Genomic DNA, 15,188 nt, shown 5'->3' on the forward strand with positions numbered 1-15,188 from the left:
AAATTAAAACGAACTTATCACATCAAGGTGGTGTACACATTGTTGACTGATTTGAAGCGTTTGTTAATAGGCCAGCCCTTGAAGTCCCATGAATTAGGCGAGCAGAAGTTAAATAAAAAGAAAGCGTTGGCTATTCTTTCCTCCGATGCACTCTCCTCGGTAGCTTATGGCCCAGAGCAGATTCTAATTGTCTTAATAACGATTAGCGCTGCGGCGTTCTGGTACACCATCCCTATCGCTTGCGGTGTTCTGTTTCTCTTAGTAGCTCTCATATTGTCCTATCGACAAATCATATTCGCTTACCCGAAAGGGGGCGGCGCCTATGTCGTCTCGAAGGAGAACCTCGGCATGAACGCCGGGTTGTTTGCGGGTGGATCCTTACTGGTCGATTACATCTTGACTGTAGCGGTTAGTATATCCGCGGGTACCGATGCGATCACGTCAGCTTTTCCAAGCTTGCACAGTTACACAGTACCGATTGCACTGGCGCTCGTATTGTTTATCACGATCCTCAATCTGCGCGGAATCACGGAATCGGCCTCCATTTTGGCATATCCCGTGTATTTATTTGTGGTCGCGTTGTTTATCCTGATTGGTATTGGCTTGTTTAAGATCCTTACAGGCCAAATTTCTCCCGATTTGCATACGCCCTTGGGGACTCCCGTTGCGGGCATTTCCTTATTCATACTGTTAAGAGCCTTCTCCTCAGGCAGCTCGGCATTAACGGGGGTCGAGGCGATATCCAATGCGATTCCCAATTTTAAGACACCTGCCCCGAACAATGCTTCCAAAACATTAATGGCCATGGGCATGCTATTAGCGATTTTGTTCGCAGGCATCATCTATTTGGCCTACTACTACGGCATTGCGCCGCGAGAGAAGGAAACTGTCGTTTCTCAGATTGCGTCGGTGACATTTGGCCGAGGTCTGATGTATTATATCGTCCAAGGCACAACAGCGATGATTCTTGTGCTCGCCGCGAATACGGGCTATTCCGCATTTCCTTTGCTCGCGGTGAATTTGGCCAAAGATAAATTTATCGCTAGAATGTTTACGATGCGCGGCGACAGATTGGGCTATTCGAACGGGATTATCTTTCTAGCTGTGACCTCTATGCTATTAATTATCGTGTTCAAGGGGCAGACCGAACAGTTAATCCCGCTCTATGCTGTCGGGGTGTTCATCCCATTTACACTCGCACAGACAGGTATGCTGGTGAAATGGTTTCGGGAGAAACCGAGAGGTTGGCTGCTCAAATTAACAGTTAATTTGGTTGGGGCCATCATGAGCTTCATCGTCATGATGATCTTCTTTATCACCAAGTTTGGACAAGTGTGGAGTGTGCTTATTTTCCTGCCGCTTATCGTGTTCATTTTTCATCAAATCAAAAAGCATTACGATGCGATCGCTGAACAATTGCGACTTTCTTCTTGTGAACCTGCCCTCCCGATTGAAGGGAATGTCATGATTGTACCTGTAGCCGGCTTCACACATGTGGTAGAGAATTCGTTGAACTATGCCAAGTCGCTGTCACCCGATCAAATTATTGCGGTGTATGTGGCCTTTGAACGGGACGATGAGAAAAAGTTCGAGGAGAAGTGGCAGAAGTGGCAACCCGATGTGCGCTTAGTCACGCTGCATTCCCATTATCGAAGCATTGTCCACCCGCTGACCAAATTCATTGATACCGTGGAACATAAGGCCTCGGAATCGAATTTCCGGGTAACCGTGATCATCCCGCAGTTTATTCCCAAGAAGAATTGGCATAACATTTTGCACAATCAATCCAGCTTGCTGATAAGGGCGTTCCTGCTGTATAAGCGGAACTTGGTTGTAACGACCGTGCCGTATCATTTGAAAAAGTAGCGCGGGTGCTGGGTAGGAGGGCGCCCCGGAAGGCGTGTAAGTCGATTATTTCGACTTACACTGCCTGGATTCCACCCTGAGCACCACTAGTCCGAAAATATCGGACTAATCTCTCTACCGCTGGCAAAAAATCTACATTAGTCCGAAATCGCCGAAGTAAATCGCCCCAAACACCCCTCACACAGGGAAACAGGCGAATTAGTTCGGCAGAATCGGACTATTTACCATTTTTCAGCAGGAATACTCGGTTTAATTCGGTAGAATCGGACTAATGCTGAAGATGAAACGAAAAAGGCAGTCCTTACTTCACAGTAGGGCTGCCCTTTTTCATCAATGTTTCCATCTGATGCTCTTCACTCACCCGCTTCATGAACGCATGAAGCTCTCCCTCTGTTTCACATACGGCAGCATGTTCCAACCAAACAAAGAATTTTTTCTTAAGTATATGGCTGAAGCATGCAAGGGGTATGTGTCCCGTGACTTGATAATATACAATCCTGAGGAAACTTCTTTCCACGGTGAATTAAAAATCGTACGGATCGATAATCGAGTCCGCGTCTCCCAATCCTGTTTTTTTTGCTTGTTTCTTATCGACTCATACATTCTCATAACAATCGGATAATCGGATGTTGGGGTCCATTTTGAAAAACCGGTTTGGATAGCGTTGTGAGTAATCTCGGACTCTTCTTTAGTAAACCAGTACCCAACAATAATAGGAAAGCGAATTCTCTGCTTCTAGCCATAAGACACCGAACCATTCGTAATCTAAATCAACCGGATTCAACAAATGAGGTAGTATCCCTAAATAATATCGGGGGGAGGAAGTCATGGCAGTTCTCCTTTTTGACGTAAACTCAGAAGTCAGTAGTGACTGAATATATGACATAATTGTATGTTTGAGCCATATAAAAAGGGGATAAAGAATGAATAGCAAACGTATAAAAATACAATAAAAATGAAGTTCCTTTTCGTTTTCTCATCGTCATTGAGCTAATGGACCCTTCCTGAAAAGTGGCAAAAAAGGGAGTAAGCTGAAGCATTTCTATTGAAAATGCATGCAATTTATCATTAGTTGCGCTTTCATAAACGCCAGATGCCACAGATTGCGAAATAAGAATCTCCAGAACATTTTACATTCATGATCAATCGGCGTAACATTCGGTTCAACAACAGATCATGTTAAGCAAAACGCTGAGTTCCTGTAAGGGAAACGGGGGAACCAATAGAAGCCGATTGGATACAGCATCGGTTTCTCGGGGTGAATCTAATGCAAGCGCAGCTTGCTAAGGTAGGGCACTTCCAAGCCCGAATCCGACAGCTAACCTCGTAAGCGTATTGGGAGAGAACCGCCTTCTTTTCGTGCCTTCCACAGTTCGTGTATTCACGCTGTTCCGAAGCTCGAGAGTAGAGATTCTCTGCTCTTTGGCTTCTTTTTGTTGTTCACAAATGGAGGAGAGTGAATCTATTATGTATCCTGAACCCCTGACTCTAGTAAGAGAATCAGATGTATGTACGAAGGAATGCAAGATTACCCGCATTGAATGTTTTCAATTCGATTGTGAGCTATCAGATAAGCTGCTACCTGGGCATGGCACGGATTGTCATTGCGGTTTACTGACGATTTCAACGAATCTCGGAACATGTGGATTAGGGCAATTCGTGATTCCATGCGGCAACCTGAAAGGGGATTTTGTTCAATGGGCGTCAGTATTCCAGAAGCTCAAAGGTCTAACCCTTAAGGATGGTTTGCAGTACGTTCATCAGAAACAAGAGGCATGGGGAGAAATACGATCTCATTTAATGGCATCTGCACTAACGAATTTATCTGAAAAGCTAGAGAATTTATCAACTGCAAGTGAGCAAGAACTAATTTTTTTATCTAATCGCACTTATTTATTTGAGCATTCTGGGGCGTATATCTCTTTCTAAGAGTGACGTTTGATAGTAATGAAAGAGCACCTCTACCACTCGGGATTCGAGTGGTAGAGGTGCTCTTTGTCTTAATTAGGATTGGCCGGTATCTGGATCGAGCAATCGAAAATAAGCAAATTTTTATGTTTTTTTTATACGAACACAACAGTTTCTTTACCCCCTTTTTATACGKAACGGCGTTACAATGATTCAGGCAAGGAGGACGGTGTGCATGCAAAGTGATTTTTTGTTGATAGCTGCGCCAACCAAGGCGGGCGAGGCCTTTATGAAACAAACAAAACTGGTTGGCCTTCCTTTTGTTGCATTGACGAACAACAAGATGGAGAGAGTCAAGTTAGAGAGTCAAGGAGTGAAGCAAATTATCCAAGTGGATACGATGGATCCAGGCGCGTCCATCATTCCTGACTATCCGATAGGGCATATCGTTCTGTTCGAGGAAAGCTTACCTCTAAGTTGCAGGTATATCCAGATATGCCGTAGTGGGACCTCCAAATCCATGTATGTCATCACGCAGAGCGTAAATCCACGATTGATTTATAAAGGTCTTGGTGCTGATTATGTCATTTATTCTAAAAATGGTGACGTCAAGTTTTTACTATCATCTCTAAAAGCAAACAAAATATAGGCTCTGTTTGATTTGAAGGAGGTGTGTCCGTGTACAACGATGTAACGATGATTTTATTATTTGCGATAACCTTTCTAGGGTTTTGGGGATTTGCTAAATATTGTGAAAAGGCTTGAGCTTAAACTTTCGAAGTCGTATTTCAAGAAAATAGGAGGCAATCATATGATTGTTATTGGACTCATTGGGTGTGCCATTATGGGTTATCTCGGTTTTGTTCTAGTAAAGCCAGAGAAATTTTAATTGTAGAATATGAACTTATGTAAGCAGGGGGAGAACCTACTATGGGTATGGGATTGTTACAAGTAGTCGTCACACTAGGGATTATCATGCTTTTGGTAAAGCCAGTGGGCAGTTACTTGGTCAAAGTGTTCGGCTATGAAAAGAGTGGCCTTGATCGTGTTTTTGGTCCGTTCGAGCGTGTATCTTATCGGATTATGGGCGTTAAAGAAGACGAAGCCATGGGTTGGAAAAAGTATGTAGGAGCTGTTCTGTTAGTTAACTTTGTCATGATGCTACTTATGTATGCTGTATTTCGGCTTCAGAAATACTTACCGCTTAACCCTGATGATATAGGTAATATGCCTCCGGCACTTGCTTTCAATACAGCCGTTTCATTCATTACGAATACGAACTGGCAAGCTTACAGCGGTGAGAATACACTTTCGTATTTGTCACAAATGGTGGGTATTACATTCCCAATGTTCACATCCGCGGCAACAGGATTTGCTATTGCCGTTGCATTTACACGCGGCTTAGTTGGCCGTCAAGATAATCTTGGGAATTTCTATGTCGATATAACAAGAGCGATCACACGTGTATTTCTACCACTAAGTTTTATTGTTGCTTTGGTTTTAGTGTTTCAAGGTGTTCCACAAACCCTACTAGGTGCCGTACAAGCTACAACCATTGAAGGTGCTGGGCAAACCATTACCCGTGGTTTAGTTGCTTCTCTGGAATCGATTAAACACATCGGTACCAACGGTGGTGGGTGGTTCGGTACGAACGCCGCGCATCCATTTGAAAATCCAACGCCTGTCTCGAATTTAATCCACATTATTTGTATGATGCTCCTGCCTACATCGCTGGTGTATGCATTCGGACTCATGATCAAGAACAAAAAGCAAGGTTGGACGATCTTTGCTGCTATGGGGATCATCTTCATCGTGATGTTATCCACGGTTTTTTACGCCGAATATAAAGGAATTACGGCAATTGATGCGATGGGTGTCCATAGCAATATGGAAGGCAAGGAAGTCCGATTCGGACCGTCCGAATCAGCTTTATTTACAGCAGTGACCACGGCAGCAACAACAGGCAGTGTCAATAATATGCATGAGTCACTTACACCACTTGGAAGCATTGTACCTTTTGCAGAAATGATGTTGAACAATGTGTTCGGAGGTAAAGGTGTAGGCTTATTAAATGGTTTACTTTACTTGATTTTATCCGTGTTTATCTGCGGGTTAATGGTAGGGCGTACGCCAGAGTTTCTAGGTAAAAAGATTGAAGGCAAGGAGATTAAGCTAGCGGCCATCGCGATTCTTATCCATCCGCTTATCATTCTCGCACCGACAGCTTGGGCGCTGATTCGTCCTGAATCTATTCATTCCATTGCCAATCAGGGCACGCATGGTCTCTCTGAAGTGCTGTATGCCTTCACGTCAGGTGCAGCTAATAATGGATCTGCCTTTGGTGGTTTGACGGCTAATACAAACTTCTACAACTTGGGTATTGGTATGGTCATGTTGTTTGGCCGTTACATTTCAATCATAGCGATGCTAGCCATTGCGGGTTCGCTTGCAACGAAGCGAGTTGTTCCTGTTACGACGGGGACACTGCGGACGAATACGCCTTTATTTATGGGAATTATGATTATGATTATTCTAGTTATTGGTGCTCTAACGTTCTTCCCGGCGCTGGCATTGGGGCCGATTGCTGAACATTTGGCGGCGCGTTAAAAGGTAGACGTAATAGAGATGGAGGATTGATTGGACTGTGGAACGTAAAAAAACATTAACTAAAGACATTATGAATCAAGCAATTGTTGATTCGTTCAAAAAATTAAATCCTTGGATCATGATCAAGAATCCGGTTATGTTCGTTGTTGAAATCGGTACGCTGATTACACTGTTGCTTTCATTAGCACCAGAGTTATTCGGCAGTTCAGAAGTAGGGAGTGATTATAATATCGCGGTATTCCTGATCTTGCTGTTCACCTTGCTATTCGCTAACTTCGCTGAGGCGTTGGCGGAAGGTCGGGGTAAGGCTCAGGCTGATTCCTTGCGAAAGACGAAATCCGATACGATGGCTCGCTTGGTTCAAAAGGATGGCTCTTATAAGCAAGTATCTTCGACTTTACTCCGTAAGGGAGATGTGGTACGCATTGAAATCGGCGAGCTGATCCCTTCAGATGGCGAAATCATTGAAGGCTTAGCCTCTATTGATGAGTCTGCGATTACAGGTGAATCCGCTCCAGTCATTAAGGAAGCAGGCGGCGATTTCTCATCCGTAACAGGGGGGACACGGGTTGCTTCAGATTATATCGTTGTCAAAGTGACCACTGATCCTGGTGAATCCTTCTTGGATCGCATGATCGCACTCGTCGAAGGTGCCAAACGGCAGAAAACACCGAACGAAATTGCGTTAACGACGCTGCTTGCTGTATTGACGCTGATCTTTTTAATCGTCATTATGACCATGGTTCCGATGGCATCGTATTTAAACGTGAAATTAGAAATTTCCACGTTGATTGCACTGCTTGTTTGTCTCATTCCAACAACCATCGGTGGTCTCTTGTCAGCGATTGGTATCGCCGGCATGGACAGAGTAACCCAGTTTAACGTACTGGCGATGTCTGGTAAGGCGGTTGAAGCTGCTGGCGATATCGATACCATGATCCTGGATAAAACGGGGACGATTACCTTCGGGAATCGGATGGCTTCCGAGTTTGTGCCAGTTGGTGGCAGATCGGCGAAAGACATTACGTTTGCTGCACTGCAAGCATCCGTGAAGGATGAAACACCAGAAGGACGCTCCATTGTTGAGCTTGCGAATAAACTTGGCGAGTCTTGGCAAGCTGATCATTACTCGGATGCAGAAGTCGTGGAGTTCACCGCAGAAACGCGGATGTCCGGGCTAGATTTAGCAGACGGTATCAAATTCCGTAAAGGTGCGGTAGATGCGATTAAGAACTACGTTATTGCGCAGGGTGGCAAAATTCCTGCTGAATTAGAAGCGATAACGAACCGAATCGCGAAAGCCGGAGGCACGCCACTCGCGGTTGCGATTAACGAGCGGATCTATGGCGTTATTTACCTCAAGGATACGGTAAAACCGGGCTTGAAGGAACGATTTGCGGAGCTTCGCGCCATGGGTATCAAAACCGTCATGTGTACAGGTGATAACCCTCTTACGGCTGCGACGATTGCACTCGAGGCCGGTGTGGATGAGTTTATTGCTGAAGCGAAGCCGGAAGATAAAATTGCGGCGATTAAGAAAGAGCAGCAAGAAGGCAAGCTCGTCGCTATGACAGGAGACGGCACGAATGACGCTCCTGCGCTTGCGCAAGCGGATGTAGGACTCGCGATGAATTCAGGGACGATGGCGGCCAAAGAGGCGGCTAACATGATCGATCTGGATTCTGATCCGACCAAGCTGCTATCTGTCATCTCCATTGGTAAACAGCTGTTAATCACTCGCGGAGCTTTGACGACGTTCTCGATCGCCAACGACATTGCCAAATACTTTGCGATCATTCCTGCGATGTTCATTCTTGCTATGCCGCAGCTGCAGGCCTTGAATATTATGAATCTGGCGTCGCCAGAATCGGCTATTTTATCCGCCTTAATTTTCAATGCCATCATCATTCCGCTGCTGATTCCCATTGCAATGAAGGGTGTGAAATACCGAGCAATGTCAGCAGATAGACTGTTGTCTCGCAATATTTTGATCTATGGTATCGGTGGTGTGGTTGTGCCATTTATCGGGATTAAAATCATTGATATGGTGCTTCACGGCTTAAACATTGTATAGAGAGAAAGAGAAACGAGGAGATCGCGTTATGAAATCGGTTATGATAGCTGTTCGTGTGTCGTTATTGTTCATGATCGTCTGTGGACTCATTTATCCGCTTGCTACGACAGGAGTGGCTCAAGTTTTATTTCCCAAACAAGCAAACGGCAGTCTCATAGAATCAGAAGGTGTCGTGATTGGATCTGAATTACTAGCGCAATCGTTCGAGTCCCCGAAGCTATTTCATCCAAGAGCTTCTGCAGCCAAGTATGATCCTACAGCATCATCTGGCTCCAATACAGTGGTAGCTTCCAGCGATTATGCAGCGACGATGGCAGCAAAAATTGCAGCCTGGAAGTTAGAAAATCCGAAACTAACGGATATCCCGGCTGATCTCGTCACAGTTTCTGGTTCCGGATTCGATCCAGACTTGTCTCCAGAGGGAGCGAAAGCCCAGGTACCAAGAATTAGTAAGGAAACGGGGATCACCGCAAACGTGCTCAATGATTTAATTGACCTCATGTCAAAAAAGAGACAGCTAGGCATTTTCGGTGAACCTAGAGTCAATGTGACTGAATTGAATATGGAACTGCTCAAACAAGTGAAATTGTGAGAAATTCTTTATCGAGCAGGCAACCACTCACGTTTGTCGAGAGTGGTTTCTGCACATTTTAGAGGGAGGGGAGGAGGTTGCAAGTATGGATGGTTTCAAAAGAAAAACACCAGAAGAGATCCTATTATCCATCTCCAAACTGCACCGTGGCAGCTTTAAAATTTATATCGGGGCAGTCAGCGGATCTGGTAAAACCTATCATATGCTGCGAGAAGGACATAATCTCAAGGGGCAAGGGATCGATGTGGTGATATGTGCGGTATCGACACTCCAACGACCGGAAACTGTGGAACAATTAGGGGATCTGGAGCGGGTACCCAGCATTCATTGGATAAAAGACGGCGTGGAACAAAAGGATCTGAATTTGGAAGCCCTACTCGAAAGAAATCCTGAAGTCGTTCTCGTTGATGGTCTTGCTCATCACAACCGAGATGGCGCGCAATTTCCAACTAGACTCGAAGATATTAAATATTTACTCTCGCACGATATTAGCGTGATCAGTACGGTGAATGTCTATGAGTTGGAAGGGGCGATGGAGGTTGCTCATAAACTGACTGGCATTGAAGTTGGCCACTGCGTCCCCTCTGATACATTAGAGCTGGCTGATGAAGTGAGACTTATTGATGCAACGCCGGAAACAATATTAACTAGGCTAGGTGAGGGGCATTTAAAGGGGAACAGAGATGCAGCCTTATTTAAACGAGGTAATTTAGGCGTGCTGCGTGAATTGGCCCTCCGCCTTGTTGCCGAGGATGTGAACGATTCTTTGGAAGCACATCGTGAACAAATGGGGTTTCAGGGGCCGTCAGGAGCAACGGAGCGTATTCTGGTTACAACGCAATATCACTGGAATGGATCCATTTATGTACGCCGAGGTCAACAAATCGCGAAGCGATTGAATGGCGATCTGCATGTCGTCACGCTGCGTAAAAAGGGCAAAACGTTTACCAAAGAAGCGGCTGCATTTCGAAGATCAATTATGAAGCTTGTAGAGAAAATAGACGGGAAATTTGAAGAGCTCCCGATTTCTTTTCGCCGCTGCATCCCTCAGATTTTAGTTGACTATGCGAATGCCAATTATGTTACACGCATTATATTAGGGCATTCCAAACAAACGAAATGGCAAACTTTTCTGCAAGGCTCGGTTATCAATGGCGTGTTAAAAAGAACCAAAAATATCGATGTGTTTCTGGTGGCTGATCGAGCTTCTCAGGAGGGAGAGCGTATTCTGCCTGCTCATATTCACACACCCAAGGAGCCTTACAAATTTAGACGTCTGAGCAAGCAGGAAGTGGAAGCGAAAATTGAAAAAATCAAACGCGGCAGATTCAAGGTTTATATTGGCGCTGCGCCTGGTGTCGGTAAAACGTATACGATGCTGCGGGAAGGTAATGATCTGCTCAAAAAGGGGATCGATGTGAAGATAGGTTTGCTTGAAACCCATGGAAGAATAGAGACGACCCAGCAAGTGGGTGATCTTGACATTGTGTCGCGAGCTGTAAACCAGTATCAAGGTATTAACTTGATGGAGATGGATACAGAAGCGATCATTCGTCTGCGACCTGAGGTGGTTCTGGTTGATGAACTTGCGCATTCCAATGTACCAGGAAGTAAGAATAAGAAACGCTATGAAGATGTGCTGGAGATTCTAGAAGCGGGCATTTCGGTTATCTCGACTGTCAACGTTCAGCATTTGGAAAGTCTGAATGATGCTGTTGAGCATATTACGGGTATTCGCGTGCGGGAAACGGTACCAGATAGTATTTTACGTGCTGCAGATGAAGTACAGTTAATTGATGTTGCCCCAGAAGCGCTGCAGCTTCGTATGAGAGACGGCAAGATTTATGCGATGGTAAAAGTGGATCAGGCGCTGAACAATTTTTTTAAAACAGGGAATCTGATCGCCTTACGTGAATTAGCGCTGCGTGAAATCGCGGATGATGTTGATGAACGATTGGAATCCATGGAGCGTAAGAGCTCCCTACGTGGTCCGTGGCGGCGGAAAGAAGTCATTTACGTCTGTGTGACAGAAATTTCGCAGGCCGATCGCTTAATTCGGAGAGGGTTTCGCATTGCACATCGGCTTAAAGCAGTATGGCATGTAAGCTTTATTGTGGCTCGGCATACGAATGACGAGTGGAAGACAAAATTAGAGACGCTAGAGAAGCTAACCATTCGCTTGGGAGGCGAATTTTCGTATCAAGAGGTAGTGAATCGTAACCAAATTCCACGCGATTTTGCAGCAAAAGCAAAGAATGCCGGAGCTACGCAAATCATCGTTTGGAAAGACGCTATCGTCAAAAAGCTTATACCGCATGCAAGCACAATGGATGTGCTTATTGTTGCTGGTTATGACTCGTGGCAAACTCCGCGAAATAGGGTAAAATAAACAATATGGAAACTCAAAAAAAAGAACATGCAAACTGGCAATCGTATGGTTTAACTGCACTTTTTATMGTCTTGTTGACGATATTTTTACAAGGTTTTAAATTTTTCTTTGATCTCGTCAATATCTCGCTTCTCTATTTATTTCCGGTTTTGTTTAGTGCTGTTCGATGGGGAAGAGGGCCCTCTTTCTTTGCTGCGGGACTAGGGGTGTTAGCTTTTGATTTCTTATTTGTTCCACCAACTCTCAGTCTAACCGTTGCTGATTTACGTTATGTCCTAACCTTTGTTGTGTTCTTGTGTGTGGCTGGTCTTACGTCAAGCCTTGCTTCAAAGCTTAGAAAGCAATTCCAACAAGCGCAGCAGAAAGAGGCGAATACCGCTGCGTTGTATGCGTTAAGTCGCAAGATTACAGCCATTTCAGACTTAGACATTTTGCTGGAGCAGATTGTTCAACATGTTTCTGATACGCTTAATGCGAAGGCTGCGATCATTTTGCCAAACCCAGAAGGTGAACAGCAGGTAGAAGCTTTTTCGAAGGATAGTGGAGAATGGGCGGGCGAGGAAGCCCACCTATCTATCGCCGGATGGGTGAGCAGCAACAATACGATTGCGGGTCGAGGGACTCGCACATTAAGTGAATCATCGGATCTGCATGTCCCCTTAGCGACAGACCAGCAGGTACATGGTGTGCTTGCTGTACAAGTTGGCGATCGATTAATGTCCGATATGCCAGAGCTTATTCGGATCATTGAAGCGCTCTCGGATCTTGTTGCCGTTGCAATATCCCGGGTTAAGCTTGCGGATAAGGCCAAAGTGGCACAATTGACTGCCGAATCGGAGAAGCTACGTACGGCTTTGCTGGATTCACTCTCCCATGAATTGCGCACGCCGCTGGCTACAATTATTGGCTCTGTCACGGGATTACTCGAGGGGGAGGACGTCTTTGGCCCAGAAGATCGGCGAGAGTTATTGTTAACGACGCGCGAGGGAGCTACTCGCATGAATCGACTTGTGGGGAATTTGCTCGGTATGGTTCGGATTGAAAGCGGAATGTTACGCTTAAATAAAATGTGGTGCGGGATCGAGGATGTTGTCGGTGTTGCCTTAACACAGTTGAAGGATGCGCTGCAGGATAGAGTCGTTAGTGTCGTTCTGGATCCGGATCTGCCATCCGTTCCACTGGATGAAGTTCTTATGGAACAAGTACTGATCAATGTGATCAGCAATGCCATTAAGTATTCGCCTGAAGGCAGCGAAATCCGTCTTGAAGCTGAAAAGGATGGCGATTGGTTGCGCCTGACAATTACAGATGAAGGAGCGGGCATTCTCCCATCTGATAGGGAACGGATATTCGAGAAATTCTATCGGGGAAGTCGTACCAAGCATATTCCTGGTACAGGGCTTGGACTCGCTATCTGTAAGAGCATCGTGGAAGCGCATGGTGGTTTGATAAGCGCTGGTGCGAGGGGGGACGGCAGTCAAGGCACTGTTATCCAACTAAAATTACCTTTATCACCGTAATCGCTTGTATCACAGTTCGCTAAGAGGGACGGAATGAAACATGACAGCCACAGGGGCGAAAATTTTAGTCATTGATGATGAGGCACAAATACGGAAGTTATTGCGGGTCACTTTGACCGCACACGGGTTCGAAACGGCAGAAGCTGCAACAGGTCAGGATGGTTTGCTGCAGGCGGCGATGTTCCGTCCGGATCTCATCGTGCTAGATTTGGGCCTGCCGGATCTGACCGGCATGGAGGTGCTGGACGGCATTCGTGAGTGGTCGAATGTGCCCATCATTATTTTAACGGCGCAGGATCAAGAGCCAGACAAGGTCGCTGCCTTAGATCGCGGCGCAGACGATTATGTGACGAAGCCATTCGGCATGGGCGAATTCATGGCCCGCATGCGTGTGGCTCTTCGGCATATCGCCAAAGCGCCGGATGAGCCTGTGCTGAAGCTCGGCCAGCTTGTCATTGATTTGGCCAAGCGCAGCGTAGAGCTGCATGGTGAGAAGCTGAAGTTAACGCCAACCGAGTATGACTTGCTCAAGGTGCTTGGCGTTAACGCTGGACGTGTCATGACACATAAGCAGCTGCTTAAGCAAGTGTGGGGTGGTCAGCAATATGAATCTGACAGCCAATACCTACGCGTATATGTAGGACATTTGAGAAAGAAGATCGAAACAGATCCTGCGAGACCTCAATATATATTGACGGAGCCAGGGATTGGGTATCGGTTTGCTTGGCAAGAGAATTAACGAAGTGGGCTCAAGGATAAGAGCATCCAACAGGCAAGGAAAAAGCTTCTATCCCCACGTTGGCGTGGGGGTAGAAGCTTTTTAAGATTTATGTGAGGCTGTGGGTTAAGCGAAGCTTACCCCAGATTAGTGGGGCGCTACCATAATGCTGGTTGTGAGTAGAGTGGGGTTGGACGAGTAGAAGTAGTGTGCTGTGTGCTCATTTAAGTAGCTAGCTTTCAAATAAATGTAAAACATACAGCTAAAATCGCCGTATCACCTAAGATTTAGCGAATAGATGGAAAAAGTACAGCTAAAATGAGCGAGATCGGCTGATTGGTGGATTTTGGTGAAAATTAACTGCAGGAAATCCATCAAATGCTCCAAAAAGGTGAGAATCAGCAAAATTAGCTTCATAAAATCCATTTAACTTGTTTAGTAGGCGGCGGAGAAAGGCTGGATGGTAGAAGCGGCATATAGAGTAGAGGTAGAGATAGAGGTAGAGGTAGAGGTAGAGGTAGAGGTAGAGGTAGAAGTAGAAGTAGAAGTAGAAGTATTGTGCTGCGTGCTCATTTCAGTAGTTAGCCAGCAAAAAACCAGTTAACATCCGCCAAACCGATGTTGACTGGTTTAATTTGTCGTGAAGAATTAACAAGTAAAGGAGTCAATAAAGCGCAAATCAATCCCAAAGAACATCCAGGAGAATCCGGTCCAGCGGAATCCAGAAATTGATGTCCGTCCAACGAACACTGGGAAATACCAGTATTGTTGTCCGTTGCTTTGCCAGATATATGTGAATCTGAACAAGCAGCGGGAGATACCGCCCGGATCTACGGCGTAAACACCAGGTGCTTTAAGCGGCTTAGTGGGAATCTGGGATGGGGGTGCAGAGGTTGGTGGTTGATATCCACCTTGACCTGTTCCAGGTCCTGGAGGTGGATATCCTGGTCCGGGTCCACCTGGGAAACCGCCAGGTCCGCCAGGAAATCCACCAGGTCCACCCGGGAAACCGCCAGGTCCGCCAGGGAACCCTGGTCCTCCCGGGAATCCACCAGGTCCACCGAAGCTGCCTTGCCCACCTGGGAAGCCCGGCATCATGCCGCCAGTCCCTGGGAAGCCAGGTCCACCGAAACCACCTAGTCCACGCGGATCATAGGCAGGTACCCAGCCGTAGTATTGAGGTACGGGATAGCCGTAAGGGTATGGCGTATCTTGTGGATAATAAGCAGTTGGATAGTTTGATTCCGTTGCCGCGCTTGGTGAAATCTCCGTTTCAAGCTCTACGTCACGCAGTTCTTGCTTTTTGTTCGAAGCCATTCGTGAAGTCCTCCTTAGGTAAAAGCGGATTGTCGATACTTACTATATGCAGGGGGATAGACGGATGTCACGGATAGCAAATAACAAAAGTAAAGGATCGCTAGTCCTATATGGAATGGTATAATAGAAGTAACTGGGAAAATTAACCTAGATAATTTTGTCGAAATATAGGTTATTTCTCCCATATATGCGAAGAC

General features: G+C 45.8%; 11 protein-coding genes and 1 riboswitch. Of the genes, 10 read left to right on the forward strand and 1 reads right to left on the reverse strand.

Translation table 11 applies throughout. The annotated features are described in order from the left end of the window. Window positions 1–39: 39 nt before the first annotated feature. The 10 genes from AB4114_RS12595 (at window position 40) to AB4114_RS12640 (ending at window position 14,278) form a co-directional block, all read left to right on the forward strand. Window positions 40–1,866 carry an APC family permease gene (locus AB4114_RS12595; RefSeq protein ID WP_441988778.1) on the forward strand — a complete coding sequence of 609 codons (1,827 nt, stop codon included), beginning with the start codon at window positions 40–42 and terminating at the stop codon, window positions 1,864–1,866. A gap of 1,179 nt (window positions 1,867–3,045) precedes the next feature. Next, window positions 3,046–3,215: riboswitch (cyclic di-AMP (ydaO/yuaA leader) on the forward strand. A 118-nt stretch (window positions 3,216–3,333) separates the two neighbouring features. Then, on the forward strand, window positions 3,334–3,795 hold the full coding sequence (locus AB4114_RS12600; protein ID WP_441988779.1) for a hypothetical protein: 462 nt from the start codon (window positions 3,334–3,336) through the stop codon (window positions 3,793–3,795). A 214-nt stretch (window positions 3,796–4,009) separates the two neighbouring features. After that, window positions 4,010–4,423 carry a hypothetical protein gene (locus tag AB4114_RS12605; RefSeq protein WP_441988780.1) on the forward strand — a complete coding sequence of 138 codons (414 nt, stop codon included), beginning with the start codon at window positions 4,010–4,012 and terminating at the stop codon, window positions 4,421–4,423. Between the two features lie 287 nt (window positions 4,424–4,710). Further along, window positions 4,711–6,381 carry a potassium-transporting ATPase subunit KdpA gene (gene kdpA, locus AB4114_RS12610; RefSeq protein ID WP_441988938.1) on the forward strand — a complete coding sequence of 557 codons (1,671 nt, stop codon included), beginning with the start codon at window positions 4,711–4,713 and terminating at the stop codon, window positions 6,379–6,381. Window positions 6,382–6,418: 37 nt separating this feature from the next. Further along, the gene (kdpB, locus tag AB4114_RS12615; protein WP_441988781.1) at window positions 6,419–8,455 is read left to right on the forward strand and encodes a potassium-transporting ATPase subunit KdpB; all 2,037 of its coding nucleotides are present in this window, start codon (window positions 6,419–6,421) and stop codon (window positions 8,453–8,455) included. A 28-nt stretch (window positions 8,456–8,483) separates the two neighbouring features. Further along, complete coding sequence (kdpC, locus tag AB4114_RS12620) at window positions 8,484–9,047, forward strand: potassium-transporting ATPase subunit KdpC (RefSeq protein WP_441988782.1); 564 nt, start codon at window positions 8,484–8,486, stop codon at window positions 9,045–9,047. A gap of 85 nt (window positions 9,048–9,132) precedes the next feature. Further along, window positions 9,133–11,436, forward strand: a complete 2,304-nt coding sequence (locus tag AB4114_RS12625) for a histidine kinase (protein WP_441988783.1) — start codon at window positions 9,133–9,135, stop codon at window positions 11,434–11,436. A gap of 5 nt (window positions 11,437–11,441) precedes the next feature. Then, window positions 11,442–12,956 (forward strand): DUF4118 domain-containing protein, encoded by a 1,515-nt coding sequence (locus AB4114_RS12630; RefSeq protein WP_441988784.1) that lies wholly within the window; start codon window positions 11,442–11,444, stop codon window positions 12,954–12,956. A 40-nt stretch (window positions 12,957–12,996) separates the two neighbouring features. After that, window positions 12,997–13,695, forward strand: a complete 699-nt coding sequence (locus AB4114_RS12635) for a response regulator (protein WP_171631019.1) — start codon at window positions 12,997–12,999, stop codon at window positions 13,693–13,695. A gap of 439 nt (window positions 13,696–14,134) precedes the next feature. Next, a complete protein-coding gene (locus tag AB4114_RS12640) occupies window positions 14,135–14,278 on the forward strand; it encodes a hypothetical protein (RefSeq protein WP_441988785.1) in 144 nt (47 codons plus the stop codon). A gap of 44 nt (window positions 14,279–14,322) precedes the next feature. On the opposite strand, the gene AB4114_RS12645 is transcribed toward AB4114_RS12640, so the two are convergent. After that, complete coding sequence (locus AB4114_RS12645; RefSeq protein WP_441988786.1) at window positions 14,323–14,991, reverse strand: hypothetical protein; 669 nt, start codon at window positions 14,989–14,991, stop codon at window positions 14,323–14,325. Window positions 14,992–15,188 lie beyond the last annotated feature (197 nt).

Source organism: Paenibacillus sp. 2RAB27, assembly GCF_052115445.1.
In the GTDB taxonomy this organism is placed as follows: Bacteria; Bacillota; Bacilli; order Paenibacillales; family NBRC-103111; genus Paenibacillus_E.

What these genes read in the sequence shown, in the direction of transcription:
- AB4114_RS12600 (WP_441988779.1), top strand. Translation starts at nt 3,334, where the DNA reads ATGTATCCTGAACCCCTGACTCTAGTAAGAGAATCAGATGTATGTACG.
- AB4114_RS12605 (WP_441988780.1), top strand. Translation starts at nt 4,010, where the DNA reads ATGCAAAGTGATTTTTTGTTGATAGCTGCGCCAACCAAGGCGGGCGAG.
- kdpA (WP_441988938.1), top strand. Translation starts at nt 4,711, where the DNA reads ATGGGATTGTTACAAGTAGTCGTCACACTAGGGATTATCATGCTTTTG.
- kdpC (WP_441988782.1), top strand. Translation starts at nt 8,484, where the DNA reads ATGAAATCGGTTATGATAGCTGTTCGTGTGTCGTTATTGTTCATGATC.
- AB4114_RS12625 (WP_441988783.1), top strand. Translation starts at nt 9,133, where the DNA reads ATGGATGGTTTCAAAAGAAAAACACCAGAAGAGATCCTATTATCCATC.
- AB4114_RS12635 (WP_171631019.1), top strand. Translation starts at nt 12,997, where the DNA reads ATGACAGCCACAGGGGCGAAAATTTTAGTCATTGATGATGAGGCACAA.
- AB4114_RS12640 (WP_441988785.1), top strand. Translation starts at nt 14,135, where the DNA reads ATGGTAGAAGCGGCATATAGAGTAGAGGTAGAGATAGAGGTAGAGGTA.
- AB4114_RS12645 (WP_441988786.1), bottom strand. Translation starts at nt 14,991, where the DNA reads ATGGCTTCGAACAAAAAGCAAGAACTGCGTGACGTAGAGCTTGAAACG.